The sequence below is a fragment of the Corallococcus sp. AS-1-12 genome (genome assembly GCF_020036995.1).
Classification (GTDB): domain Bacteria; phylum Myxococcota; class Myxococcia; order Myxococcales; family Myxococcaceae; genus Corallococcus.
On sequence record NZ_JAIQDD010000012.1, the window covers coordinates 151119 to 177198 of the forward strand.

The window sequence follows — 26080 nt, forward strand, 5'->3', positions numbered from 1 at the left end:
ACCAGGCACACGCGAAGGGGGCGGCGCCTTCTTTCCGCGCACCGCCCTGCCCCGTCAAGCGCTCCCGCGAGGAGAGCGCCGGGGGCGGACGTCAGCCGTTGGTGAGGGTGGCGACCGCGGGCGTCTCCGGGGGCAGGTTCGCGAGGATCTCCCGCGCCTTCTCCACCTTCACGTGCCCGGCCTTCACCAGCAGGTTGGCCACCTTCTCCACGTCCCCGCCGCGCGCGCCCGCCGTGACGGCGACGCTGCGCGCGTGCATGGCCATGTGGCCCTTCTGGATGCCCACGGAGCCCAGGGCGCGGAGCGCCGCGAAGTTCTGCGCCAGGCCCACCGACGCGAACACCATGGACAGCTCGCGCACGCTGGTGGCGCGCATCAGCTTGAGCGCCACCTGCGCGCCCGGGTGGATCTTGATGGGGCCGCCCACCATGCCCAGCGCCAGCGGCAGCTCGATGCGGCCCACCAGGTGGCCCTCCTCCAGGTACCAGGTGGACAGCGGGCGGTACTGCCCCTTGCGGCACGCGAACGCGTGCGCCCCCGCCTCGATGGAGCGCCAGTCCTGCCCCGTGGCGATGGCCACCGCGTCGATGCCGTTCATCACGCCCTTGTTGTGCGTGGCGGCGCGGTACGGGTCCGCCTCCGCGAAGCGGCTCGCCTGCGCGATGCCCTCGGCGATGACCTCGCCCGGCAGGCCGAAGTCCGCCAGCAGCGGCAGCGGGATGCGGCACGTGGAGCGCGCGAGCCGCTTGTCCGCCAGGTTCGACAGGATGCGCAGGTACACCCGGCCGCCCGTCAACTGCTCGATCAGCGGCGCCACGCCCTCCGCCATGGTGTTGATGAGGTTCGCCCCCATGGCCTCCTGCGCGTCGATGAGCAGGTGGACGATGAGCAGCGGCTCGCCGCGCGGCCCCTCCGGCGCGGGCAGCAGGCGCACCTCCACGTCCCGGGCGCCGCCGCCGCGGGCCACCATGGCCGGGTGGAAGCTGTTGGCCAGGGCGAGGATCTGCTCCTTCGCGTCGAGGATCCTGTCGGACGCGCGGCCGGGGTCGCCGTAGTTGGAGACCTGCACCTGGCCGATCATCATCGACTCGTCGGCCTCCGCGGTGAAGCCGCCCGCCTCGCGGACGATCTTCGACGCGAAGGACACCGCCGCCACGACGGAGGGCTCCTCCACGGCCATGGGCACCAGGTAGTCGCGCCCGTTGACGGTGAGGTTGAGGCCCAGGCCCAGCGGCAGGGAGAAGGTGCCCACCGCGTTTTCGATCATCTGGTTGGCGATGGACAGGTCCAGGCCATTCTCGCCGCGCAGTTGCTCCAGCTCCGCCTCGGTCAGGCGGAACATCTGGCCGATGCGCGCCAGGCGCTCTTCCAGGGGCAGCTTGTGGAATCCGGCGAGCCGGGACGTCACGGTGTCAGACATGTTCTTCCTTCCCAACCTGGGATCCACCCTGCATCACAACGCCGCCAGCCAATCCTTCAACGCGCCGGTCACCACGCGCGGCCGCTGCCGCAACTGCGCGACGGTGCGGCTGCCCGTCAGCACCAGCGCCTGACGCAGGCCCGTGAGGATGATCTTCAGCGCCTCCTCCGCGGCCGGCAGCCCGCCCTGCTGCTGGGCCCGGAACAGCGGCAGCGCCATGCCCGCCAGGTCCGCGCCCAGCGCGAGCACCTTCGCGGACTCCAGCCCGCCGCGCACGCCGCCGCTGGCGACCAGCCGCACCTCCGGCCCCACCGCCTTGCGCACGCTGGCGATGGCCGCCGCGGTGGGGATGCCCCAGCCGCTGAACTCCTCGCCCACCTGGACCTGCGAGCCCACCGCGCGAAGCTGCTCCACGCGCACCCAGGACGTGCCGCCCAGGCCGGAGACGTCCAGGTTGCGCACGCCCAGCTCCACCAGGCGCCGCGCCACGTCCGGACCGATGCCGCACCCGGTCTCCTTCACCAGCAGCCGGTCGCCCATCGCGCGCGCCAGCTCCTCCACCACGCGGTAGCCGCCGCGGAAGTCGCGGTCGCCTTCCGGCTGCGTCAGCTCCTGGCCCGCGTTGAGGTGCAGCGCCATGCCGTCCGCGCCGATGGCGTCCATCAACCGCCGCACGCCGTCCACGCCCAGGCCAATGGCCTGGTACAGCCCGATGTTGCCCAGGAGCGCCACCGTGGGCGCCACGTCGCGCACCGCGTACGACGCCGCGCGCGCGCCGTCCTCCGCCATGGCGCGCTGGCTGCCCACGCCGAAGGCCAGGCCGTGCCGCTCCGCGAGCAGCGCCAGGTCCCGGTTCACCACGCCCGCCCGGTCCGTGCCGCCCGTCATCCCGGTGACGAGCAGCGGCGCCTTCAGGCGCTTGCCCAGGAACGGCGTGGACAGGTCCACGTCCTCCACCGCCATCTCCGGCATGGCGCAGTGGATGAGGTGCACGTCCTCCAACAGCGTGGAGTTGCGCGCGGGTTCCACGTCTCCGGTCGCGCACAAATCGAGGTGGGCATCCTTCCGCCTGGCTGTCGTCTCGTCGCCCATGTCGCTGAAAGCCACCCGTGCTGTCGCTGCAAAAAACCTGTAAGCCTGGAAGGTCATTGGGTTCCTAGCAAGCGCCAGGGCCGGGGTGCAAGCCAAAGGGCCCCAGCGGTCCCCCTCCGGGCGTGAATGGACGCGGTGGCTTCTGGACGGTATGAGCGACCGCGTGAGCGCGCCGGACAACAGGGTCGTCGTCTTCCTGCACAGTGGTGAATACGACCGGGTGCACCAGGGCCTCTCCATCGCGGCGGCGGCGACCGCGGCCGGACGGCGGGCGGAGGTGTACCTGTTCTGGTGGGCCCTGGAACGCTTCCTGTTGGACAGGCTGGACGAACCGGACTTCGCCGGACGCGAGGACGTGGCGGACCGCTTCGAGGCGCGCGGCATGCCCACCGTGCGTGCGCTCCTCGAGCACGTGCGCGAGTCCGGGCTGGGCCTGGTGGCGGGCTGCACGGGCTCGCTCGGTGCCCTGGGGAGCGAGTCGAAGGCGGGCGGCAGTGGCATTGACGTCTGGCTCGGTTGGAGCGCCATCCTCCAGCGTACGGCGGGCGTGGCGGATCGTTTCTATCTTTAAGGCCGGCACTACCTTTGGGACGGGCGCCGGCCGGGGCCATGGGCCTCCGGGGTAGCCTGGCCCCGTTACGTTGACGCCCCCCTGCTCCTGCTTACGTTTCGTGTGGCCCCCTTGACGGGGCGAAAGGCACGGAACGAGGACCATGGCGCAGCGTGACCCCCACATGACAACCCGAGGACCGGCCGCACCGGCGCTCAAGGGCGGCGGGTGGCACCGGCTGGGCAATGCATTGAAGACGACCGTACTGCTGGCGGGCTTGACGGCCCTGGTGCTCGTCATCGGCCAGCGGCTGGGCGGCGCGCAGGGGCTGATGATGGCGGGCCTCTTCGCGGTGGTGATGAACTTCGGCTCGTACTGGTTCAGCGACCGCATCGCGCTGGCCATCCACGGCGCGCAGCCGCTGTCCTACGAGCAGGCCCCGTGGCTGCATGAGATGGTGGAGCGGCTGGCCGCGCGCGCGGGCATGCCGAAGCCGAAGGTCTACCTGCTGCCCACCGCGCAGCCGAACGCGTTCGCCACGGGCCGCAACCCGAGCCACGCGGCCGTCGCGGTGACGGCGGGCATCATGGACATCCTGGACCGGCGCGAGCTGGAGGGCGTGCTGGCGCACGAGATTGGCCACGTGCGCAACCGGGACACGCTCATCGGCACGGTGGCGGCGACGCTCGCGGGCATCATCAGCTACGCGGCGCAGATGCTCTTCTGGTTCGGCGGCAGCATGCTCAGCCGCAGCGACGACGACGAGGGCGGCGGCCTGGCCGGGGCGCTGTCCAACCTGGGCCTGCTGCTGGTGGCGCCCATCGCGGCCACGCTGCTGCAACTGGCGGTGAGCCGCTCGCGCGAGTACGGCGCGGACGCCACGGGCGCGGAGCTGTGCGGCGACCCGGATGCGCTGGCGAGCGCGCTGTTGAAGATGGAGCGCGGCGCGGAGCTCATGCCGTATGACCGGGCCCCCGCGACGTCGCACCTGTTCATCGTCAACCCGCTGCACCACGGCGGGGTGATGTCGCTGTTCTCCACGCACCCGCCCATCCCGGAGCGCGTGCGCCGGCTGCGCGAGATGAGCGCGCGGATGGGCCAGCGCGCCCGCGGCCGTGGCGGCTGGGAGTATGCGTACTGACAGGCTCCCGGCCGTTCACGCCGACCGGGCCAGCGCCACCGCGTCTGGCCCGGCGGGGAAGCGGAGCGTCCCCGACGTGTCGTTCGCGGCACGCCAGATGGCCTCCGCCACGTCGGACTCGCGCGTCACCGCGGAGGGCTGTCCCAGCGAGGCGAAGATGCGCTGGGCGTAGGGCGCGTACGCTTCGGGGAACAGCCCCTCCATCCGGGGCGTGCCGTTGCTCGTGAAGCGGGTGTCGGGGCAATAGCCCGGCTCGACGAGCTTCACGCGCAGGTGGAAGTCCGCGAGTTCGAAGGCGAGCGACTCCGTGAACCCTTCGATGGCCACCTTGCTGGCGGTGTAGACAGCCACCAGCGGCATGGGGGCCAGCGTCGCGCTGGAGGTCACGTTCACGATGACGCCCGACTTGCGTGCGCGAAGCCGCGGCAACACCGCCTGCGTCATCGCCATGACGCCGAAGACGTTGGTCTCGAACACCTCGCGCACCGTGGCCATCGGCGTGGCCTCGAAGGCGCCCATGAGCCCGATGCCCGCGTTGTTGACGAGCACGTCGATGGGCCCGCTCGCCTCCAGCGCGGCGGCGATGCTCTCCGGCTTCGTCACGTCGAGCGGCACCACGCGCAGCCGGTCCGAGGCAGGGAGGACACCCTCCCGCGGCGTTCGCATGGTGGCCACCACGTTCCAGCCCTGCGCGTGAAAGTGGCGCGCCGTCTCAAGTCCATAACCCGAAGAGCATCCCGTGATGAGCACCGTCTTCATGCCGCCTCCTTTGGCCGCGACTCGCGCGGCGTTGATGTCCTGAAGGTACCGGCGGCGTTCAGGACGCTCCACTACGGGGAGTCCGCATTTCTTTTGCTAGCGTCCGGGCATGACCGACCCTCTTTCGGAAGTCATCGCGCTGCTTCAGCCCCGGGCCATCTTCTCGAAGGGCATCAGCGGCGCTGGCGCATGGGGTGTCCGCTACTCGGACTTCGGGCAGCCCAGCTTCTGTGCGGTGCTCGAAGGGGGCTGCCGGCTCGCCGTCGACGGACAGCCGACCCTCACGCTCGAGGGGGGCGATTTCGTGCTGCTGCCGGCGACGCCAGGCTTCACCATCTCTGGCTTCGAGCCGGTGACGCCCGAGCGTGTCGACCCCAAGGTGGCCCCTTCCCCCACCGGGGAGGTGCGTCACGGCCGGCGGGGTGGCCGCCCGGACGTGCGCTTGCTCGGGGGTTATTTCGTCTTCGACTCGCCTGACGCGGCCTTGATGGTGTCGTTGCTCCCGGTCCTGGTGCACGTGCGCGGCGTGGAGCGGCTCTCCACGCTGGTCCAGCTCGTCCGCGACGAAACGAGCGAACAGCGCTCGGGGCGCGAGTTGGTGCTGACGCGGCTCGTGGAGCTGCTGCTCATCGAGGCGCTGCGCTCAACGCCGAGCGGCGACACACCTCCGGGGCTCCTGCGCGGACTGGCGGACGCGCGGCTCGCACCCGCGATCCGCCAGATGCACCGCCACCTCACGCGGCCGTGGACCGTCGCGCAGCTCGCGAAGAGCTCGGCGCTCTCACGCACGGTGTTCTTCGAGCGCTTCACGCGCACCGTGGGCCTGCCCCCCATGGAGTACCTGCTGGACTGGCGGATGGCCGTCGCGAGGGGACTGCTTCGCGGCCAGGAGCTCTCCATCACGGAGGTGGCCGAGCGCGTGGGCTACAGCTCGGCGAGCACCTTCACCGCGGCGTTCAGCAAGCGCGTGGGCCAGCCTCCCGGACGCTTCGCTCGCGGGAGCGGACAGCGTTGACGGCGGGCTATTCCGCCGATGGAGCCGGGAGCGGACCGAAGGCCTCCTCCGGGTGCTCCAGCATCTCCCGCAGCGTGCTGGCGATGACGCCCGCGTGGTAGCCGTCGAGGAAGCGGTGGTCGAAGGACGCGTTGATGTTCATCACGTGGCCGGGCACCACCCTGCCCTCCTCCACCACCGCCACCTCGCGCACCGCGCCGGGCGCGAGGAAGACAGGCACGCGGGTGAAGGGCGCCAGCGGCAGGTACGCCGTCTCCAGCCCCAGCGCGCCCACGTCCACCACCACCGCGGACCCGAACGGATCCCGGGGCAGGCCCAGCCAGGACGGATCCACGTTCAGCGTGTACGTGAGGAACGACACGAGCCCGGTGAAGCGGTTCAGGAACAGGTGCGGCACGCGCTCGAGGAGGCGGCGGCCCTGCTCCACCTGCGCGTCCCGGCCTTCGCGCACGCGCGCCGCGGTGGACTCCACCTCCAGCGCCAGCGCGTGCACGGACTTCGTGTCCACGTCCTCGATGCGCACGGGCGTGAGGCCGCGTTGATCCGCGCCGGGGAGCACCGCGCACACGGTGATCCGCTGGCGCAGGTAGATGCGCTGGTAGCGCAGCAGCGCGTTGGCGTCCGGGCAGCGGCGCAGCGCTTCGCCCACGGCCTTGATGACCAGATGCGTCGCGGTGAGCCGCACGCCGGTGCGCTGGTGGAAGGCGTCCAGCCAGGCGAGCGCCGCGTCCATGCGCACCGTCAGCGTGCCGTAGACCGTCGGATCATACGCGGTCGCCCAACTCCCGATGGCGAGCTTGCGGAAGCTCGACACGTCCCGCTTCGGCTTCAGCTCCAGGTGCGCCATGGGCGTGAGCGTGCCCCAGGACGGCGCCGGGAGGGGAGCCGGAATGCGGGGGGACGCCACGGCCCGGCCAGCACCGTGGGTGGGGCCCGCCGGGTTGCCTGCCAGTGAAGCCTTGACGCGCCATGTCCGGGCGGTAGGCTGCCCCGCTTTTTGCATCTTTCTGTGGAGGTCGTTCCCTTGCTGGTTGCACTCATCCTCGTATCGGTCGGGTTCGCCGTGACGCTCGGCCTGCTGCTCTTCGGAGACAAGAGCGGCGCTGGAGCCAACGCGGGCCGCCCCTCGCTCTCCTCTTCCTCCTCCGCGCCGTCGTTCCGGGGCGAGCTGGAGTCCGAGAGCAAGGCGCGCGCGAAGGCGGAATCGGAGGTCCAGCGCAAGCAGAAGGAGCTGGACGAGCAGCGCGCGCAGCTCCAGGAGGTCAAGGAGCAGCTCAAGCAGACCAAGCGCAAGCTCTTCGAGCAGAAGGAAGGCGAGAAGGGGTCGAACGACCTGGCCAAGGCCCGCGCCGAGGTGGAGCGCAACGCGAGCATCCAACTGGAGCAGACCCGCGCGGAGCTGGCGCAGGCCCTGACGGAGAACGCCCGGCTGCGCGCGGAGACCGAGTCGCGCAATGGCCCCCGCCGCCGTGAGGTCCCGGCCGCCGCCGTCCCCACGCAGACGCCCGTGGCCGCCGCTGCGCCCGCGGAGCAGATCGCCGCGCCCGCGAGCGAGCCCGTGGTGAGCGCGGCGGTGGCCGTGACGCCCGCGGCCCCGGCGGAGCCCGTGCGCCGCTACCGCGAGCTGAACGACGCGGACCGCGAGAAGATGAACCGCCTGGAGCAGGCGGCGAACAAGGACCGCGCGCGCGCCGCGGAGCTGGAGAAGGAAGTGCGCCGGCTCAAGGGCCGCGCCGACACGCAGGCGCGCATCCTGTCCGTGACGAAGTCCGAGGCCGACCTGGGCAAGGACAAGTACAAGGCGCTGGAGAAGCGCCTCAACCGCACGCTCCTGGAGCGCGACCTGCTTCGCCGGGCCATCAAGGACCTGGAGAAGAAGACGGGCATGCTCGCGGACCGCACGGAGCTGACGCCGGACGAGGTCGCCGCCAGCGACCAGCGCAGCGAAGAGCAGGCCCGCGCCCGCGCCGAGGCGGAGGCCCGCGCCGCCGCCGCGGCCACGCCCACGGAGGCCCCGGCCGCCCCCGAGCCGGCGTCCACCGAGGGCGAGGCGAAGCCTTCCGAGGCCCCGCCGTCCAACGCCTGAGCCGCACCCCGGCGTGAAGCAGGAAGGCCCCGCGGTCCCCTCACCGGGACGCGGGGCCTTCGTGTTTCCGGAGGGCCTGCCGTCGTCAGTCGCGCGGCGGCGGCATCACCACCAGGGCTTCGGTGTTGGCGCGGATCTCCCCGGTGCTGTCGTCCACGCCGCCCACCACCAGCACGGAGCCGTCCGGCAGCGCGGAGCACGTGTGCCACACGCGCGGCTGCGGCATCAGCGGCAGGCCCAGCACGGTGGGCTGCGCGCCCGCGTGCGGGGTGATCAGCTCCGCCCACGGCACCGCGTACGTCGTGCCGAAGCCGGTGCCCCGCCCGCCCAGCGCCACGACGCGGCCGTCCGTCAGCGTCACCGCGCACAGGTTGCCCCGGGGCATCAGCGCGGGGCCGTCACGCACGGAGAGCACACCGTCCAGGAACTCGGAGGCGCCGACAGGCCGCGCGCCCTGCTCCGGCTCCGCGCCGTCGAAGCCGCCCATGACCAGGAGCGCTGGAGACTCATCGGCGCGGCCCAACATCGCCACGGCGGCCCCCTGCCTGCCGATGCGCAGCGCCGTCCCTGCCGGGAGAGCCCCGAGGGAGCCGTTCTGGAACCTGAAGGCCGGTACGTCGGTCTCGGCCTTCTTCAGGGGATCAACGCCCCCCACGACCTGGATGTCCATCCCGTCCGGCCTCACCGCCAGCGCGACGTCCGTGCGGCGGAGCGGCGTGCCGGAGGACACGAAGAGCCCCGTGGCCGCGTCGAAGCCTTCCAGCTCGCCCACCGTGCCGCCGTCCGCCGCGCGTCCGCTCACCAGCGCCACGTGACCTTCCGCATCCACCGCCGCCGCATGCTGGTAGCGCGCCACCTTGGGCGTGAGCGCCTCCACCACGCCTGTCGCCACGTCCACGAGGCGCGCCGTGGACTGCAATGAGACGGGGGCGAAGGACTCCGCGCCGCCCGCCACGAACACGCGGCCATCCGGCAGCAGCGACGCCGTGTGGAAGGCCCTCGCGCCCACCTCCGGCCCTGCGCTGAACGTGCCGTCCGCCGGGTTGAACACCTCCGAGGTCCGGGACACGGGCCGCGTGCCATCCGGCTGGGGCCGGTAGCCACCGGCGAGCCACACCCGCCCATCCGGCAGCGTCGTGGCCGTGTGCGCCGCGCGCGCTTCGGCCGGCAACGCGCAGGTCCTCGGGTCCGCCGCCAGGTTCACCGGCACGAACTCCCCCAGCCTCCGCAGGAAGACGCGCACCCTGGGCGCCTGCCCCTCCGCCACGTCGAACGGCGCGGTGCGCCCCAGCGACACCAACCGTCCTCCCTGGTCCGGAGCCCCCGCGTAGGCCCGCACCTCCAGCACGCGCGCGCTCCCTGGCGGCAGGGCCGGCACGTCCTCGGGGGCCCACTGCACCGTCGACACGCGCTCGCGGGGCCCGTCGAGTCCCGGGCCCGTCACGCGGAAGCGCAGGTGCGTCACCCCGGCCAGGGGCTGGGTGCCCGCGCAGGAGGCGGTGAGCAGGTCCAGGGAGGGGCGGACCTCCTTCACCCCGCACGCGGGGGTGAGGGACACCAGGGCGGCGGCGAGGAGCGTGGAGCGGAAGAAGCGCGGTGCCATGCGGTGGACGCTACCAGCCCCCTCCCCGGAGGGGTGGAGTCCAGCCGGCCGGAAGCAGGCGGCGCGGTGGGGATTGCGCTGTAATGCGCCCGCTCCAGGACGTATGTCCTGTGCCCTCCTCCATGAAGCTCTCGCTCGCCACCCGCATCTTCCTGGGCTACGCGCTGGTGCTGCTGACGTTCGGGGCGGTGTCCCTCTTCAGCGTGGCGGAGCTGCACCGCAACCGGCTGGAGATCCGGCTCGTCAGCCAGGGCTACCTCCAGTTGTCCCAGGACGCCGCCGCGCTGGAGACGTTCCAGACGAGCCAGGAGAAGGACACCGAGCGCGTGCTGGAGCAGAACAGCGTGGAGACGCGCCGCGCGCTCATCCGGCTGGCGAGCCTGTACTACGCACCCCAGATGGCCCAGCGCCTGGAGGCCGCCCGCGCCAAGGCCCGCGAGGTGCTCACCTTCGCCCCGGAGGGAGAGGTCCGCTTCGTGATGGAGCTGGACTCGCGCTTCGCGGAGCTGGCGCGCAACTCCCAGGCCTACGGCCACGCGGTGGAGGCCGTGTTCGCCGCGCTCGCGTCCGAGTCCCCCGAGAGCCAGGAGGTGGCGCGCGCCACCGCCGAGCTGCGCCAGTTGGAGAGCGCCATCGGCCGTGAGCTGCGCGTGCTGCGCGCGACGCTGACCAACCGCATCCGCGAGCGCGTGGACGGCGCGGAGGAGCGCGAGCGCAGGACGGGCCTCACCATCATCGCGCTGTCCATCATGGCCATTGGCGTGGGCGTGGGCGTCACCGCCTGGTCCGCCCGCACGCTGCGCCCGGTGCGCACGCTGATTGAAGGCGTGTCCCGCATCGGCCGGGGCGACTACTCCGCCCAACTGGGCGTGCGCGGCGAGGACGAGGTCGCGCTGCTCGCGCGCGAGTTCGACCAGATGGCCCGCTCGCTCCAGGCGCGCGAGGCGCAGCTCAAGTCACAGGCGGAGGCGCTGATGCGCGCGGAGCAGTTGGCCGCGGTCGGCCGCATCTCCGCCCAAATCGTGCACGAGGTGCGCAACCCCCTGTCCTCCATCGGCCTCAACGTGGAGCTGCTCCAGGACGCGGTGGACAGCGCGAGCTTCGACTCCCAGGACACCGCCACGGAGGCGCGCGAGCTGCTCTCCGCCGTCACCCATGAGGTGGACCGCCTCACCGACGTCACCGAGCAGTACCTGCGCATGGCCCGCCCCGCCCGGCCGGACCTGGAGCCGGAGGACATCACCGCGGTGCTGGACGGCGTGCTCGACTTCACCCGCGAGGAGCTGGTGCGCGCGGGCGTGGAGGTGGTGCGCGACTTCGCGCCCGACACGCCCCGCGTGCTCGCGGACCAGGGCCAGTTGCGGCAGGTGTTCCTCAACCTGCTCCGCAACAGCCGCGAGGCCATGCCCACGGGGGGCCAGCTCACCGTGGCCACCGCCCCGCACGAGGGCGACGTGGAGGTCACCGTGCGCGACACCGGCAACGGCATGACCGAGGAGGTCCGCCGCCACCTCTTCGAGCCCTTCTTCACCACCAAGGAGGGCGGCACGGGCCTGGGGCTCGCGGTGAGCCAACAGATCCTCCAGGCCCACGGGGGCTCGCTCTCCTGCCAGAGTATTCCCGGCCAGGGGACGACCTTCGTGTTAAGGCTTCCTCGCGCATGAGCTTTACACCGTACCGGGACGTGCTGCCCTCGGGGCTGCGCGTCGTCACCGTCGAAACGCCCCACCTGCACACCGCCCTCCTGGCCGTGTACGTGAGGACCGGCAGCCGCCACGAAACGGCGGAGAACAACGGCGTCAGCCACTTCCTGGAGCACCTCTTCTTCCGGGGAAGCGAGGCCTGGCCGGACACGGTGAAGATGAACGCGGCCGTGGAGGAGGTGGGCGGCAACCTCAACGGCGCCACCACCCGCGACCACGGCTACTACTACACGCCGCTGCACCCGTCGCACCTGCGCGTGGGCCTGGACGTCATCGGCGACATGCTCACCCGCCCCCGCCTCACCGACATGGAGGTGGAGCGGCAGATCATCCTGGAGGAGATGCTCGACGAGGTGGACGACAAGGGGCGCGACATCGACCTGGACAACCTGTCCAAGCGCCTGCTGTTCCCCGGCCACCCGCTGTCCCTCAAAATCGCCGGCACCCGCGAGTCCGTGAAGGCGCTCACCCACGCCCAGGTGCTGGAGCACTTCGCCCGGCACTACGTGGCCGGCAACCTGGTGGTGTCCGCCGCGGGCAGCGTGAAGCACTCGGAGGTGCTGGCCCTGGCCGAGCGCGCCTTCGCGCACCTGCCCAAGGGCAGCGCCACCACGGAGAGCGCGCCGCCGCCCCTGGGCCCCGGGCCGCACTTCCACTTCGTCTCCCACGACGAGTCGCAGACGGAGTTCAAGCTCACCTTCCGCGCCGTGCCGGAGCAGCACGAGGACTTCCCCGCGCTGCAGATCCTCCGGCGCCTGCTGGACGACGGGCTGTCGTCGCGGCTGCCGTTCGAGATCGTGGAGAAGCGCGGCCTCGCGTACTCGGTGCAGGCGGGGCTGGACACGTACCACGACCTCAGCCTCTTCGAGATTGAGGCGGCCAGCGCGCCGGAGAAGGCGTCGCTCGTGGTGGCGGAGGCGCTGCGCTGCCTCGCGGAGCTCTGTGACAAGGACGCGAGCGAGGAGGAGCTGAACCGCGCCAAGCGCCGCCACCGGATGCTGCTGGAGTTCTCGCAGGACTCGCCGGGGGAGCTGGCCGGGTGGTTCGGCGGCGTGGAGCTGTTCCGCCGGCCGGAGACGTTCGGACACCGCGCGGATCAGGTGGACCGCCAGACGGCCGCGCGGGTGCGCGAGGTGGCCCGGCGCTACTTCACCCGCGAGAACCTGCTCGTGGTGGCGGTGGGCCAGCGCAAGGGGCACAAGGCGCTGGAGAAGGTCGTCCTGGACGCGGAGGGGCTGCCCTCCTCCGCGCCCGCCGTCAGCGCCGCCCGCGGATGATGATGGGCCCCGTGGGGGCCTTCTTCTTCTTGGGCGTCGCCTTGTCGATGGCCTTCTGGATGCGCAGGTACTCGGGGTTCTGCGGCTCGCGCTTCAGGGCCTCGTCGATGAGCTTCCTGCCGCGCGGCAGTTGCGTCTCGAACTGGGCGTAGAGGTTCGCGAGCGCGGCCTTCTCCTCCACGGACGCCTCGTTCAGGCCCGCCAGCCGCTCCAGCACCTCCTGCGCCTCCGGCTTGCGGCCGGCCTTCAGGTGCAGCCGCCACATGCGCGACAGCGCGGGCGGGAACGCGGGCTCCGCCTTGAGGGCGAAGCGGTAGCTGTCCTCCGCCCCGCGCGCGTCGCTCTGCTCCTCCAGCACACGGCCGCGCACGTACAGGGCGCGGGCGAAGCGCGGGCGCAGGTGCAGCGCGCGGTCCACCAGTTGCTGGGCCTCCGACGCGCGGCCCTGGGCGCAGACGATCTCCGCCAGCCACGCGGTGGCCTCCGCGTTCTCCGCGTCGTCCTCCAGCAGCTTGCGGAGCGCGCCTTCGGCTTCGACCGGGCGCCCGAGCGCCATGAGCACGCGGGCCTTCATCGCCACCACGTCCGTGGTGTCCGCGTCCTCGGGCGGCACGGACTGGAGGTCCGCCTCCGCCATGTCGTAGACGCCGCTCATCAGGAAGTAGCGCGCGCGGAGCAGCCGCGCGGGCGTGAAGCTGGGGGTGCCCTGGAGCACGCGGTCCATCAGGTTGGCCGCGAGCAGCTCCTCGCCCTTCATGAGCAGGATTTCGGCCTCCACCGTCTTCGTCGGGGCGTCGTCCGGGTTCTCCCGGAGGATGCGCTCCAGCGTGGTGAAGGCCTCGTCCGGGTGGCCCTGCCGCGCCTGGAGGCGGGCCAGCGACAGGATGTCCTCGTTGGACAGCTTGCCCTCGTCCCGCAGCGAGACGAGCGTGGAGATGGCCTGGGGGATCTGTCCCTCCCCCATGTACAGGTCGGAGAGCTGCTTCTGGATGACGGGGTCCGTGCCCGGGATGAGGCCCTCCGCCTGCTTCAGCGTGAGGATGGCCGCGCCCGGGTTGCCGGCGCCCTGGTGGGCCCTGGCCAACAGGAGGAGCGGCTCCACGCTCTCTGGCGCGGCGTTGGCGGCCTTGCGCAGCTCGGAGATGGCGCGGGCGTACTGGCCCTGCGAGAGCGCCTCACGGCCCTGGGACAGGGAGTTCTGGACCTGGACGGCCTGTTTCTGCGCGGCCGCCGTCTCCGGGTCCTTGCAGGCAAGCGGCAGGAGCAGGACGAGCGTCCAGGGACGGGGGAAAAATCGAGGGGGCATCGCTGAGGGACAGGGTAGCGGATGTTATCCTTCTCCGTCGATGGACCCTTTCGTGCGCCGCCTCGTGGAGAGGCTTCATGATCCCAGCCGGCCGCTGTCGCGGAACCGGCATTTCCACACGTTCGACACCCCCGAGGGTCGAATGGCGCTGAAGGTGTTCCGCCGTCTGCGCAGCCTCCAGCAGGACATCCTGGCCTGTCACAAGGAGGGCCGGCGCGCGCGCATCTCCCGCCAGGTCAACCCGGACGGAGACCACCGCATCGAGCTGTGGATGGAGCGCGTCGCGGGCCGCCGCGTGTCCATGCTCCAGCCCGCGGAGTACGAGCTGCTCGCCCGGCTGCCGGGCGTCCGGGACGCGCTGGAGATATTGGACGAGGCCGCCTGAAGCGTCAGCGCGATTAGAAGACCCAGGGCCCCAGGCCCGTGGGCGCCCCGTCGCACGCGGCCTTGAGCCGCGCCTGGGCGTCCTCGTAGGAGAGCCGGGCCGCGTCCGCCTGGAGCGACGCGGAGGCCCAGTCCCGCCACGAGCGCAGCACCGCGACGTGGCGGCCGTCGTCATCCTGCGCCTCGGAGAAGTGGACCAGCAGCCGCTCCTCCAGCGTTTCGCGCGCCTTGGTCCACGGGCCGTCCTTGTCCAGTTGGACGCGCTTGTCCCGCTCCACGGTGGAGAGCAGCGCGCGTGCGTCCGGGGACAGGCCCTGGAGTGACGGGCGGCGGCGAGCGGGCTCCATGGCGACGCGGTACACGGCGGGCCAGAGCGTGGGGTCCACGAAGGCGACCTTGCCCTCCACCAGCCGCACCGCGAGCACGTCCTTCGACGCGCGCAGCATGCGCCCCAGCCGGTACGCGAGGCGCCCCTTCGCGTGGTCGCGCCAGCTCCCGGTGGGCCTGCCGCCCATGACCTGTTCGACGAGGGACGTGGGCCCGTGGGTGGGCACCTCGGTGATGACGTGGCGCGTGCGCACCAGCTCCTCCGCGTCCCTCAGCGTCTTGATCATCCGTGTTCCCCTCCTGGGGGGAAAACATTCCGCGAGAGGGACGGATTCCGGCGCCTGCCTCCCTGGATGCGTCAGGGAGACGGCGTCACGGACGCGCGCTGCACCTGCGTGACGCCGGGCAGCGTGGGCGCGGGGTTGAGCGCCTGGACCAGCATGGCGCGCAGGGCCTCCGTGAGGTCCTCACCGGGAGCGATGACGCCCGCGGGCGCGCCCTGCAGCGGCGCCGGGACCTCCGTGCCCACCACCACGATGGGGATGCGGACCTCCCAGGCCAGGTAGTGCGCCAGCCGCACCGCCGGCTCGGAGTTGTCCATCAACAGCGCGCCAATCGCCCCCGCGCTGAACGGACGCCACAGCGGGCGCGCGGCCTCCGCGGGCGGCAGCACGCAGAAGTCCACGTTCAGCACGTCACTCAGCTCCAGGCGCCCCAGCGTCCCGAAGCCGCTCTTCACCGCGGTGGGGTCCGCGGACATCGCCTCCAGCCCCGGCACCCGCGCCAGGATGCGGCGCGCCGCGGACGAGCCGCTGCCGCAGACGAAGACCTTCGCCGTCGCCACCTTGGCCAGCGTGCGGGTGCGGAGCAGGCGCCCACGCAGCGCGTGCACCTCCGCCGCGCCGATGAGGTCACCCCCGCCCAGGTTCTGGCCTTCGCTCTCCGTGGGGCGCGCCACGCCCTTCTGGAGCAGCGTGGACAGCACGCCCAGCACCTCCATGTCCGTGGCGGGCGCCAGGTCCAACACCTCGCCCAGCGCGCGCGGCTGGCGCAGCAGCTCCATCACCTGCGCCGTCACCGGGTGCTGCTCCTCGGACAGGTCCACCTCCGGCGCCAGCATCAGCCGCGTGTGGCGCGGCGGCAGACCCGGCAGCAGGCGGTTCACCTCGTCCGACTGACGCATGCCCTCCAGCAGCGCGTCGTCCATGGCGCGGTTGATGCGGGGACGCGCGGCGCTGGTTCCAGGCGTGAAGGTGAAGTTGCCCTCCGTCCACGCCAACAGCCGGAACAGCGCCTTCTCCCCTTCCACCCTCCCGAGCCGCGCGTTCACCGTGCGGCCGTCCGAGACGGTGATCTCCCCGCGCTCCGAACCGCGCTCCAGCGCCAGGCGCCCGTTGCGCTTGTTCATGCCCAGAATCTGCATGAGGTCCGGGATGCTGAGCTGGCTGAGCGAACCTTCGATCTCCTGCTGCTCGCTCTTGAGGTCCTTGGCCGCTTCGTTGCGGCGGAAGATGTGCTCGATGCGGCTGAGCACCTCATCCAGGTTGAAGGGCTTGCGCAGCGTCCCGTCCCGCATGCCCCGCGCCCGGTCCGAGTCCAGGCTGGACGTGGTTAGCACCACCGGGATGTCTTCCGTGCGCGGGTTGGTGCGCAGGATTTGAACGAACGTGCGCGCGTCCAGCAGGCGGCACGCCTCGTCGAAGAGCGTCAGGTCCGGGTGCCGGAGCACCGCGACCTCCAGCGCCCGCGAGCCATCCGGCGCGTAGTGCACCTGATAGCCCTTCGTGCGCAGCGCCCGCGACAGGGCGCGCACCGAGTCGAGGTCGGGGTCGGCGATGAGGATCTTCCGCACCTGGGCCAAGGTCGCTTGCTCCGCTTCGTGACGTCAGTAGGGCTGCAGGTCGTATTCGGCCTGCAGCTTGGAGATGAGCCCGTCCACCACCGCGGTGTCCGAGGTGTGGAACCCCCACGTCGCGCCCCGTCCGCGCCGCTGGATGAGCGCGTACGACGCGCTCTCCGACAGCCAGAGGATGAACTCGTGGCGCGCCACCCGCTCGTCCCCTTCCAGGAACACCGGCGTGAGCGCGGCGTGCGACTCCAAATCCACGCGCCGGCCCAACAGGTAGATGCGGGACGACAGGTCCGGCGGCGCCTGCTCCAGGCCCACCGCCAGCGGCAGGTCCGCGCGGATCTCCGGGCCGCCCACGTAGAGCAACCCGCGCGAGCCCGGGTCGCGCACCAGCTCCCGGGCGATCTCCACCTGGAGCTCGTCGAAGAGCACGTCCGCGACCTTCCCCCTGCGGCTGGGCTCCGCGCGGTCGTCCGTGGGCAGGCGCGGGCTGTTGGGCGTGCCCAGGAGCAGGTCCACCTCGTCCCAGAACGGCAGCCCGTCCAGCATCAGCCGGCGCTGGAGCGACGCGCGGCGCTCGTCCATGCGGCGGCGGCAGCGGTGCACCAGCTCGTCGAAGTCCTCGCCGTCCTTGGGGAACGTGCTGGCCCCGCCCACGAGCGCGAGCGGCAGGCGCTGCTCCACGTCCTGCACCTCCGGCTCGTCACGCACGGCGGCGACGGCGCGGCGCACGAACATCATGGCGCCGAAGAAGTCCGTCTCCGGCAGCAGGAGGTAGAACTCCTGGTCGCTCGCCTTCGCGATGACGTCCGAGTCGCGGATGATCTTGCTGAGCGCCTTGATGATGCCGCGCACCGCCTTCTTCGCGTCCTGCGCGCCCAGCCGCACGCGCACCAGCGGAAGGTTGTCGATGCTGAAGGTCAGCAGCGAGAACGTGCGCCCGTACCTGCGCGCCTTGTAGATCTCCTTGGACGCGTAGTCGGTGAAGTAGCTGAGGTTGTATGCGGCCGTGTCGCGGTCGCGCAGGCCCAGGCGCTGGAGCGCCATCAGCTTGCGGCCGTTCTTCACGCCCACCGCGGCGAAGTCCGCCAGCACCTTCGCGTCGCGCGTGTGCTCCAGCCGGAAGTCGCCGGTGAGCGGATCCGAAAGCTGCGCCAGGCCCATCACCTCTCCGGCGGCCACCAGCGGCACGTACAGCACCGGCGAGCGCTCATCGCGCGCGAGCCACGGGGCGGCTTCGCGCAGGCGCAGGGACAGCGGCCCCTCCGGGCTCATCTTCTCCGGCAGGAACTGCTTGTCGAGCAGGCCCCGGTAGGAGCGCAGCGCCAGGTCTCCCCGGTCGTCCACCACCCACAGCGCGGCGCTCTGCGCGTCACACACCGCGCCCAGGTCCGCGATGACGCGCTCCTGGAGCCACTCCAGGTCCGGATGGGAGAGCAGCTCCAGGCAGCGCTGCTGGAGGTTGTGGAAGCGGGCGAACTCCAGGTTCTCGTCCTGGAGCCGGGCGCGCTCGTGGCGCAGTTGGGCGCGCTCCATGGCGCGGTCCACCGCGAGCAGCAGGTCCGACTCCTCCACCGGCTTGACCAGGCAGTCCGCCACGCCCAGGCGCAGCGCGACCTCCGAGCCCTGCACGTCGTCGCGCGTGCTGACGAGGATGACCTCCTGCTCGGGGTCGCGTTCGCGCAGGCGCGCGGTGAGCGCGAAGCCGTCCACGCCGGGCATCACCACGTCGGTGAGCACCAGGTCGAACGTCGCCCGGGCCACCTCTTCCAGGGCCAGGGTGGCGTTCTCCACCGCCACCACGCGGTGCCCCCGGCGCGACAGCAGGTCCGTGGCGAGTTGTCGGAAGAACAGGTCGTCGTCGACGACGAGGATGGGACCGGCCACGGCGCTCGGGGGGCGAAGGGAGGAAAACCGAAGGCTATCGGGCCCTTGGAAGCGCGACAACGCCTTCGAAGACGAAGGCCACGGGGCCTCGGAGCCGGATGTCGGACAGGTCGTCCGGAACGCGGATTCTCAGGTCGCCGCCCGGCAGCGTGACGCGCAGCCAGGCATTCGAGGGCAGGCGCTTCGCCAGCACGGCCGCCACCGCCGACGCGCACGCCCCCGTCCCACACGCCTGGGTGAGGCCGCAGCCACGCTCCCAGACGACGACGGTGAGGCCGTCCTCGTCCACTCGGACGAACTCCACGTTGGTGCGGTCCGGGAAGGCGGGGTGCCGCTCCAGGCCGGGGCCCAGGCGCTCGGCGGCCTCCAGGGGCTGGTCCAGGAGCACCAGGTGCGGGTTGCCCATGTTCACCGCGGTGCCGAGCAGGCCCTCGTGGCCGGGGACGGGGGCGCTGACGAAGGGCTGGCCGGTCGTCCCGGAGGGCAGGTTCGCGGCCACCAGCCGCGCCGGGCCCATGGAGATGTCCACGCCGACGACGCCGCCGTCGCCATAGCCGGGCTCGCAGGTGAGCACGCCGGCCCCGGTCTCCACGTCGATGAGCGCGGGGTGCTCGCCGGAGCGGTCCACCAGATACTTCACCGCACAGCGCAGGCCGTTGCCGCACATCTCCGCGACGCTGCCGTCGGCGTTGTGGACGACCATGCGGGCGAGGCCGCGGGACGACGGGAGGATGGCGAGCACCCCGTCCGCGCCGATGCCCCGGCGCCGGTCGCACAGCCAGCGGGACTGCTCCGCGTTGATGTCCACGCCGGTGCGGCGGCGGTCCAGGACGACGAAGTCGTTGCCCAGGCCGTGGTACTTGAAGATGCGTTCGCTTGCGTCCACGGGGGCAAGTGTAGACGCCCGCGTTTATTCGCGCTCGCCGACCTTCTTGGGCGCGGCGGGGACGTCCAGGGCGGGCATGGCCCGGCGCGAGGCGGCGGGGGTGCTGGCGCGGCGCAGCTCGGCCAGTTCGGCCTCCCGGGCGGCGAGCTGGTCCTGCATCTTCTCCACGTGGGCCTGGAGGACCTCCATCTCCGCGGCCATCTCCAGCACGTCCTCCGGGGGCGGGGCGGCGGCGGACTTCGCCTCCTCCAGGGCCTGGAGGAGGGTCTGGCGTTCGGTCTCCAACGCTTCCAGCCGGGCCTGCTGTTCGCGGATCCGGGCGGAGAGCTGGTCGCGTTCGGCGCGCTCGGCGTCCAGGAGGCGCGCGGCATCCGCGGCGGCGGTCTCCAGGGAGTTGGTCCGGCCCTCCAGGCGGACGCGGGCGGCGCGGGCGACGGTCAGGTCCGACTGGAGGCGCTCGCGTTCGGAGTCCGCGCGGCGGGCATGGGCCTCGGCGTCGGCGGCGGCCTGGGTCAGGGCGGTGACGCGGGACTCCAACGCGGCCTGTTCGGTCCGAGCGTCCTCGAGCGCCGTGGCGAGCCGGGACTCCATGGCGGCGAGGGCTTCGCGGGTCTCTGCGGCGGCCTGGGCGAGGCGGGCTTCGAGCTCGGCCTGCTCCGTGGCGGCGCGTGTCTGGACTTCCGAGAGGCGGGCATCGCGCTCGGAGTTCGCGGAGTCCGCCTGGGCGGTGAGGTCCGCGATGCGAGCTTCGAGTTCGGCCCGCTCCGCGGCGGCCCGGGCGGTGGCTTCCGCGAGCTGGGCTTCGATGGAGGACCTCTCCTCGCGGGCCTGTTCGGTGAGCTCCGCGATGCGGGCTTCGAGGTCCGAGCGCTCGGCGCCGGCCTGGGCGAGCGTTTCGGCGAGGCGTGTTTCGAGCTCCGACTTCTCCGTTCCGGCGTTCGCGAGGAGTTCGTTGAGGCGCGACTCCAGCTCGGCCTTCTCGGCCTCGGCGCTTGCGACGCGCTCGTTGAGTCGCGTCTCCAGCTCGGCCTTCTCGGTCCCGGCGTTCGCGAGGAGTTCGTTGAGTCGTGATTCCAGTCCGGCCTTCTCGGCCTCGGTGATTGCGAGACGCTCGTTGAAGCGCGTCTCCAGTTCGGCCTTCTCCAGGCCGGCTCGCGCGAGCGCTTCGGTGAGGCGTAGCTCCAGCGTGGCCTTGTCCGTCCCTGCGCTGGTGAGCGCTTCGGTGAGACGCAGCTCCAGTTCGGCCTGATCCGTGCCGGCCTGGGCGGTGGCTTCCGCGAGCCGGGCCTCCAGGTCGGTCCGCTCCTGCTCCGCGCGCGTGGTGAGGGCCGCGAGCTGTGCTTCCAGCGTGGCGGTGCGCTCGGCCGCGTCCGCGCGCGCGGCTTCCAGTTCCGCGCGCAGGCCTTCCAGCGACGACTCCAGGTTCGTGGCCTTGCCCGCGAAGCGGCGCGCGGTTTCGAGCTGCACCACGAGCACTTCCGCGTGCTCGCGCGTCGCGGCGAGCCGGTCGCTGGCGTCCACCAACTCCGCTTCCAGCCGGCCGACCTGCTGGCTGCGCTCGTGCAGCGCGGCGTGCGCCCGTTGCAGCTCGGAGCCCAGGCGCATCAACTCCTGGTGCGCGGCGCCCAGGCGGGCCGTCTCCACGCGCAGGGCCATCAACTCCTGCTCCTTCAGCTCCAACTGCGCGCGCAGCTCGTCCAGGTCCTGCTGCTGGCGCTCGGTCCGCGAGAGCGCGCCTTCCAACTGCGCTTCCATGGAGACCCGCAGGGCACTGGCCTCGCGCAGCTCCTGTTCGCGCGCGGTCAGGGACTCGGTGAGCCGCGCGGCCCGGGCTTCGGACTCACGTGCCGCGTCCTGCGACTGCGTGCCCTCCGCGAGCCGGGCCTCCGCCTGCGCGAGCGAATCCTCCAGCGCGCTGAGGTTCGCGGTCTCGGCGGCGAGCCGGAACTCCACCTCCGTCAGGGAGGCTTCCAGTCCGACACGGCGCGACGTCTCGGAGGCGGCAAGCTTCTCCGCCTCCGCCAGGGCCTGCTCCAGGGTGGCGAGCCGGGCCTCCGCGTCCTTCAACGAAGCTTCCAGCTCGGAGCGTCGAGCGGACTCGGCGGCAATCGTGGACTCCGCCGTGGCGATGGCAGCGTCCAACTCGGAACGGAGGGTGGACTCCGCGCCCTGCCGGGCTTCCGCCTCCGCGAGCGCTGCTTCCAGTTCGGACCGCCGCGCGGATTCAGCGGCCTGCCGGGACTCCGCCTCCGCGAGCGCTGCTTCCAGTTCGGCACGCCGCACGGATTCAGCGGCCTGCCGGGACTCGGCCTCCGCGAGCGCTGCTTCCAGTTCGGCACGCCGCGTGGACTCCGTGGCAAGCCGGGCGTCGGCGTCCGCGAGCGTCCGCGTCAACGAGGCATGAAGCTCGGTCTCCGTGGACTGCCGGGACTCCGCTTCCGACAGCGCCTGCTCCAGCGTGATCAGGCGTGCGGCATCCGCGGCATGACGGGCCTGCGCCTCCAACAGGGCCTGCTCCAGCGCGGCCTTCTGCGAGGACGCGGCGGCATGGCGGGCCTCCGCCTCCGACAGGGCCTGCTCCAGCGTGGTCCCCCTCGCGGTCTCTGTCGCGAAGCGGGCCTCCGCCTCCGTGAGGGCCTGCTGTATCGCGGGGAGACGCGCAGCCTCTTCAGTGAAGCGGGACTCTGTGTCCGACAGCGACGCTTCCAGTTCGGCTCGGCGGGCTTCGACTTCCGTGAGCCGGCTCTGGACCGCGTCCCGCGCCTGCTCCGCTTCGGTCAGGCGCTCGCGCAGGGTCTCCAGCTCCGAGCGGAGCGCGGCCTCATCCTTCCCGCGCGACTCGCGGTCCTGAGCCTCCTGCGTACGTGCATCATCCAGCGAGGACAGCGCCTCGACCTCGGACCGCCGCGCCTCGGTGAGCTCCGCGCGCAGCTCGCGCACCGTCGCATCCAGGGCCGCCTGCGATTGCTTCGCCTCCGACAGCGCGGCGCGGGCCTCTTCCAGCTCCCGGACGTACCCCCGCGCCTCGTCCTCCGACGCCGCGAGCGCCTGCCGCAGCTCGAGCAACGCGGCTTCGTTCGTGCGCTGCGACTCGGTGAAGGCGGTCTGGACCTCGGAAAGGGTCTGGCGCGTCTGCTCGAAGGCGGCCTCGGTGGACAGCCGCGCGGCACGCGCCGCCGACAGGTCCGCTTCAAGCTGGGTCCGGGCCTCCAGCGCCGAAACCCGCGAGGCCTCGGCCCGGGCACGCTCCTCTTCCAGCGCCGAAGCGGAGTCCTGCTGGAGCTGGGCGAACGACGCCTCCAACCGGGCCCGCTGCGCGCGCTCCTCCTCCAGGACCGTGCGCGCCACGCCCAGCGCGGCATCCAGCCGCAGCCGGTCCGCCTCCAGTGCGCTCTGCGCCTCGTTCCACGAGGACTCGGAGCCCTCCAGCCGGGAGCGAAGGGCCCGCTCCGCGTCGAGCGACTCCTGGAGGTTCGCGAGCGCCACCTGCGCGCGGGCCTGCTGCTCGCGCTCCGACAAGAGCTGCGCCTGGGTATCGGCGAGCAGCGCCTCCCAGCGAGCCCCCCGTTCCTGCTCGTGGGTCAGCGCTTCGCGAGCCGCGTCGAGCTCCGCCTGCGCGGAGGCCCGGGCCTTCTGCTCCCGAGCCAGGTCCTCCTGGATGAGCGCCGCCAGGGATTCCGAGTCGGTCAGCTCCTGCCGCAGCGAGCGGAGCGTCGCCTCCAGCTCCGCGCCGCGAGCCTCGGCCGTCTCTCGCGCCTGGTTCGACTCCGCGAGCCGGACCCCGTGTTCCCACACTTCACGGGCCAGGGTGTCCCGGGCTTCGGCACGGGCCTGTTCGAGTGCCTCGGCGGCACGAGCCTCCGCCTCGGCGCGCACGTTGGCGAGCACCTGCTCCGTCTGGCCGCTCGACTCGGCGCGGGCTTCGGCGAGCGCGGTGGCCGCGCGGGCTTCGGCCTCTTCCAGCCGGCGGGCCAGGAGCGCCTCGGCTTCGGCACGAGCCTCCGAGAGCATCCGCGCCGCGCGGACCTCGGCATCCTCCAACTGCCGGACCCGCTCGGCCTCGGACTCGGCGCGGGCTTCGGCCAACGCCTGCTCCCGTTCGGCTTCCGCCTCGGCACGCGCCTCCGCGAGGGCCTGCGCGGTCCGAGCCTCGACATCCGCCAACTGCCGGCTCCGCTGAGCCGAGGCCGTGGCACGAACCTCGGAGAGCGCCTGCTCGCGCCGGCTCTCCGCCTCCGCCAGGGCCGCGGTCCGTTCAGCAGCAGCCTCCGCGAGCGCCTTCGCCACCCGCGCATCCGCGTCGGCCCGAGCATCCGCCAGCGCACGCTCGACACGCGCATCCGCATCGGCCCGAGCCACGTCCAGCGCCTGAGCCGCATCCGCGACCGCACGCTCGACTCGCGCATCCGCATCAGCCCGAGCCGCATCCAACGCCTGAGCCGCATCAGAGACCGCGCGCTCGACACGAGCATCCGCATCGGCCCGAGCCGCATCCAGCGCCTGAGCCGCATCAGAGACCGCACGCGCGACACGCGCATCCGCATCAGCCCGAGCGGCTTCCAACGCCTGGGCCGCCTCGCGCGCATCCGCCAGCGCACGCTCGACTCGCGAATCCGTGTCAGAGCGATTCGCCTCCAGCACCCGCGCCGCCTCGCGTGCATCCGCCAGCGCACGCTCGACACGAGCCTCCGCGTCGGACCGGGCCTCCGCCAACGCCTGCGCGAGCCGGGCCTCCGCGTCGGACCGGGCCTCCTCCAACGCCTGCGCGAGCCGGGCCTCCGCCTGCTCACGGGCCTCCGTCAGCGCGAGCTCCGCGAACTCCCGTTCCTCTCCTACCGCTCGCGCGAGCCGCGCCTCCTCCTGTTCGCGGGCCTCCGCCAGCGCGCGCTCCTGACGCGAATCCGCGTCGGCATGCGCGGCGGCCAGCGCGTTCGTCACCCGCTCGTCGGCCTCGGCGCGAGACTGGGCCAGCGCCTCCTCCAGCCGTGCCTGCGCCTGGCCCCGCTCCGCGTCGATGGCCTGGACGAGCGCGGCCTCCACGCGGACGCGCTCCGTCTCCGCCGCCGCCAGCCGCTGCCCCGCCACGTGCTGCGCGGACTCGACGCGCTTCTGCTCCGCCTCCAGCGCCTCCAGGCGCAGCCTGGCCCCGTGAAGCTCCTCCTCCAGCCGCGCCGCCAGCGCCCGGGCCGCCGACTCCGACTGCGCGCGGCCCTCCAGCTCCTGCCGCAGCCGGCCTTCCGCCTCACGCGCGCTGGTGAGCTCCGTCTCCAGCCCCCGCTGCGACGCCTCGCGCTCCGCGAGCCGGGCCTCCGCGTCCTTGCGCGCCCCTTCGGCGGAGTGCATCCGCTGCTGGGCCTCGGCGAGCTCCCGGCGCGCACGCGCCAGCTCCGCCTCCTTCACCGGCACCGCGTCGCCCGCCGTCCGCGCCGAATCCTGCGCGCGCGCCAGCTCCGCCTTCAGGTGCTCCACCGCCGCGAGCGCCGTCGAGTACTGCTCCGCGATGCGCAGCTCCCGCTCGCGAGCCGCCTCCGCCTGACGCCGCCGGTCCTCCGCCGCGTCCTGCGCGCGCTCCGCCGCCAGCCGGTCCCGCTCCCGGTCGATGCGCAGCGAGCCCAGCTCGTCCTGAAGCGCGCGCAGCTCCGTGTACGCCTGCGTCAGCCGCTCGCGAGACTCGTCCAGCGTCGCCGCCGTCTCCTCGCGCCGGGCCCGCTCCAGCCGCAGCGACTCCTGCGCGGCCAGCACCTGCACGCCCGCGTCCGCCTGCGCGCGCTGCGCCGCCTCCACCTCCAGGCGCTGCGCCGTCAGCCGCCGGTCCGCGTCCGCGATCCGCTCCGTCGCGACCTGCAGCTCCAGCTCACGGCGACGCAGCCGGCTGCTCAGGTCGTCCCGCTCGCGAGCGGACTCCACCGTGCCCCGGGCCTGCTCCAACTGCGCGGTCAGCCGCGCCATGTCCTGCCGCGCGCCCTCCAGCGCCGGCTTGAGGGCCACGACCTCCGCCTCGCGGTCACCAATCTCCGCGCGAAGCCTGGACACGGCCTCCTTCAGCCGCCCCGCCCGCTCCTCCCACGTCTTCGCCCGGGCCGCGACCTCGTCCAGCTTGCCGCGCGTGAAGGCCAGCGGCTCCGGCGGCAACTGCACCCACGTGGGGTCCACCACCCGCGCCGGCTCCAGGCCCGCCATCACCACGAAGTACGCCGCCTCGCTGTGCCGCACGAGCGAGCCGTCCACCTGCAGCCCTTCGCCCCGCTCGAACGCGAGCTGGTAGCCCAGCACCGGCGACTGCGTGGCCACCTCCACATGCGGGAAGTGCGCGGTGAGCGCGTCCAGGAGCTGCCCGTACGTGGGCGGCACCGCCTCTTCCGGCTCCAGCAGTTGCGGCAGCGCCAGCCCCGCGATGTTGCGCAGGCCGCCCACCAGGAAGCCCTGCCGGGCCACCAGCCGCGCCAGCTCCGCCAGCAGCTCCGGCGCGCGCACGTAGGGCGCCAGGTCCGTCACCAGCACCAGGTCGAAGCTCCCCGCCTCCAGGTCGTCATAGACGTTGGCGCGGTAGCGGACCTGCGGGTGCGCATGGGCCTTCTGCGCCGCCTCCACCGCGGCCACGTCCGCGTCGCACGCCACCACGGTGCGCGCGCCCCGCTCCACCAGGAAGCGCGCGCTCTCGCCGCCCGTGGACGCGACGGCGTCGACCTCGAGCACACGTCGGCGCGCGAACAGGCTCTCCGCGAAGATGTAGCGGGGCAGCAGCTCGCTGGGCCCCAGGCGACGAAAGGTGGATTGCAAATGATGATCCCGGCG

At 72.6% G+C, this 26080-nt stretch carries 18 protein-coding genes; 7 read left to right on the forward strand and 11 right to left on the reverse strand.

The features are described from left to right. Window positions 1-91 precede the first annotated feature (91 nt). Window positions 92-1420: a hydroxymethylglutaryl-CoA reductase, degradative gene (locus K8556_RS20860; protein ID WP_223741825.1), complete on the reverse strand. Its 1329-nt coding sequence runs from the start codon at window positions 1418-1420 to the stop codon at window positions 92-94. Window positions 1421-1453: 33 nt separating this feature from the next. Beyond that, window positions 1454-2512, reverse strand: a complete 1059-nt coding sequence (fni, locus tag K8556_RS20865; protein WP_223741826.1) for a type 2 isopentenyl-diphosphate Delta-isomerase — start codon at window positions 2510-2512, stop codon at window positions 1454-1456. Between the two features lie 151 nt (window positions 2513-2663). Here fni and K8556_RS20870 point away from each other — a divergent pair, with 151 nt between their 5' ends. Next, complete coding sequence (locus K8556_RS20870; RefSeq protein ID WP_223741827.1) at window positions 2664-3083, forward strand: hypothetical protein; 420 nt, start codon at window positions 2664-2666, stop codon at window positions 3081-3083. A 163-nt stretch (window positions 3084-3246) separates the two neighbouring features. Then, window positions 3247-4203, forward strand: coding sequence for a zinc metalloprotease HtpX (locus tag K8556_RS20875; protein ID WP_223741828.1), 957 nt, complete (start codon window positions 3247-3249; stop codon window positions 4201-4203). Window positions 4204-4218: 15 nt separating this feature from the next. On the opposite strand, the gene K8556_RS20880 is transcribed toward K8556_RS20875, so the two are convergent. Then, entirely contained in the window at window positions 4219-4962 is a 744-nt protein-coding gene (locus K8556_RS20880) for an SDR family oxidoreductase (RefSeq protein ID WP_223741829.1), read from the reverse strand. Window positions 4963-5071: 109 nt separating this feature from the next. Between K8556_RS20880 and K8556_RS20885 the strand changes: the two genes are divergently transcribed. Continuing rightward, entirely contained in the window at window positions 5072-5977 is a 906-nt protein-coding gene (locus K8556_RS20885; protein ID WP_223741830.1) for an AraC family transcriptional regulator, read from the forward strand. A 7-nt stretch (window positions 5978-5984) separates the two neighbouring features. On the opposite strand, the gene K8556_RS20890 is transcribed toward K8556_RS20885, so the two are convergent. Beyond that, window positions 5985-6884: a 2-oxo acid dehydrogenase subunit E2 gene (locus K8556_RS20890; RefSeq protein ID WP_370639949.1), complete on the reverse strand. Its 900-nt coding sequence runs from the start codon at window positions 6882-6884 to the stop codon at window positions 5985-5987. Between the two features lie 117 nt (window positions 6885-7001). On the opposite strand from K8556_RS20890, the gene K8556_RS20895 reads away from it, so the two are divergent. Further along, window positions 7002-8063: a cell envelope biogenesis protein TolA gene (locus K8556_RS20895; protein WP_223741831.1), complete on the forward strand. Its 1062-nt coding sequence runs from the start codon at window positions 7002-7004 to the stop codon at window positions 8061-8063. Window positions 8064-8148: 85 nt separating this feature from the next. On the opposite strand, the gene K8556_RS20900 is transcribed toward K8556_RS20895, so the two are convergent. Further along, the gene (locus tag K8556_RS20900; RefSeq protein ID WP_223741832.1) at window positions 8149-9666 is read right to left on the reverse strand and encodes a kelch repeat-containing protein; all 1518 of its coding nucleotides are present in this window, start codon (window positions 9664-9666) and stop codon (window positions 8149-8151) included. Window positions 9667-9788: 122 nt separating this feature from the next. Here K8556_RS20900 and K8556_RS20905 point away from each other — a divergent pair, with 122 nt between their 5' ends. Then, window positions 9789-11330, forward strand: a complete 1542-nt coding sequence (locus K8556_RS20905; RefSeq protein ID WP_223741833.1) for a HAMP domain-containing sensor histidine kinase — start codon at window positions 9789-9791, stop codon at window positions 11328-11330. Further along, window positions 11327-12646 carry a pitrilysin family protein gene (locus K8556_RS20910; RefSeq protein WP_223741834.1) on the forward strand — a complete coding sequence of 440 codons (1320 nt, stop codon included), beginning with the start codon at window positions 11327-11329 and terminating at the stop codon, window positions 12644-12646. The genes K8556_RS20905 and K8556_RS20910 overlap by 4 nt, the downstream gene beginning before the upstream one ends. Here K8556_RS20910 and K8556_RS20915 read toward each other — a convergent pair. Further along, entirely contained in the window at window positions 12627-13952 is a 1326-nt protein-coding gene (locus tag K8556_RS20915) for a lipopolysaccharide assembly protein LapB (protein WP_223741835.1), read from the reverse strand. The genes K8556_RS20910 and K8556_RS20915 overlap by 20 nt on opposite strands. 142 nt (window positions 13953-14094) lie before the next feature. Between K8556_RS20915 and K8556_RS20920 the strand changes: the two genes are divergently transcribed. Then, window positions 14095-14337 (forward strand): hypothetical protein, encoded by a 243-nt coding sequence (locus K8556_RS20920; RefSeq protein ID WP_223741836.1) that lies wholly within the window; start codon window positions 14095-14097, stop codon window positions 14335-14337. 13 nt (window positions 14338-14350) lie between these two features. On the opposite strand, the gene K8556_RS20925 is transcribed toward K8556_RS20920, so the two are convergent. The 5 genes from K8556_RS20925 to K8556_RS20945 all read right to left on the reverse strand — a co-directional run bounded on the left by K8556_RS20925 (window position 14351) and on the right by K8556_RS20945 (window position 26065). Next, complete coding sequence (locus K8556_RS20925) at window positions 14351-14950, reverse strand: RNA methyltransferase (RefSeq protein ID WP_223741837.1); 600 nt, start codon at window positions 14948-14950, stop codon at window positions 14351-14353. A gap of 71 nt (window positions 14951-15021) precedes the next feature. After that, complete coding sequence (locus K8556_RS20930; protein ID WP_223741838.1) at window positions 15022-16524, reverse strand: DUF4388 domain-containing protein; 1503 nt, start codon at window positions 16522-16524, stop codon at window positions 15022-15024. A gap of 24 nt (window positions 16525-16548) precedes the next feature. Then, the gene (locus K8556_RS20935) at window positions 16549-18399 is read right to left on the reverse strand and encodes a response regulator (RefSeq protein ID WP_223741839.1); all 1851 of its coding nucleotides are present in this window, start codon (window positions 18397-18399) and stop codon (window positions 16549-16551) included. Window positions 18400-18433: 34 nt separating this feature from the next. Then, window positions 18434-19285, reverse strand: a complete 852-nt coding sequence (gene dapF / locus K8556_RS20940; RefSeq protein WP_223741840.1) for a diaminopimelate epimerase — start codon at window positions 19283-19285, stop codon at window positions 18434-18436. A 24-nt stretch (window positions 19286-19309) separates the two neighbouring features. Then, window positions 19310-26065: a methyltransferase domain-containing protein gene (locus K8556_RS20945; RefSeq protein WP_223741841.1), complete on the reverse strand. Its 6756-nt coding sequence runs from the start codon at window positions 26063-26065 to the stop codon at window positions 19310-19312. Window positions 26066-26080: the final 15 nt, after the last annotated feature.

Bases quoted from the DNA above. Each gene is read 5' to 3' on its own strand.
- K8556_RS20860 (WP_223741825.1), bottom strand. From the start codon at position 1,420: ATGTCTGACACCGTGACGTCCCGGCTCGCCGGATTCCACAAGCTGCCC.
- fni (WP_223741826.1), bottom strand. From the start codon at position 2,512: ATGGGCGACGAGACGACAGCCAGGCGGAAGGATGCCCACCTCGATTTG.
- K8556_RS20870 (WP_223741827.1), top strand. From the start codon at position 2,664: ATGAGCGACCGCGTGAGCGCGCCGGACAACAGGGTCGTCGTCTTCCTG.
- K8556_RS20875 (WP_223741828.1), top strand. From the start codon at position 3,247: ATGACAACCCGAGGACCGGCCGCACCGGCGCTCAAGGGCGGCGGGTGG.
- K8556_RS20880 (WP_223741829.1), bottom strand. From the start codon at position 4,962: ATGAAGACGGTGCTCATCACGGGATGCTCTTCGGGTTATGGACTTGAG.
- K8556_RS20885 (WP_223741830.1), top strand. From the start codon at position 5,072: ATGACCGACCCTCTTTCGGAAGTCATCGCGCTGCTTCAGCCCCGGGCC.
- K8556_RS20900 (WP_223741832.1), bottom strand. From the start codon at position 9,666: ATGGCACCGCGCTTCTTCCGCTCCACGCTCCTCGCCGCCGCCCTGGTG.
- K8556_RS20905 (WP_223741833.1), top strand. From the start codon at position 9,789: ATGAAGCTCTCGCTCGCCACCCGCATCTTCCTGGGCTACGCGCTGGTG.
- K8556_RS20910 (WP_223741834.1), top strand. From the start codon at position 11,327: ATGAGCTTTACACCGTACCGGGACGTGCTGCCCTCGGGGCTGCGCGTC.
- K8556_RS20915 (WP_223741835.1), bottom strand. From the start codon at position 13,952: ATGCCCCCTCGATTTTTCCCCCGTCCCTGGACGCTCGTCCTGCTCCTG.
- K8556_RS20920 (WP_223741836.1), top strand. From the start codon at position 14,095: ATGGCGCTGAAGGTGTTCCGCCGTCTGCGCAGCCTCCAGCAGGACATC.
- K8556_RS20925 (WP_223741837.1), bottom strand. From the start codon at position 14,950: ATGATCAAGACGCTGAGGGACGCGGAGGAGCTGGTGCGCACGCGCCAC.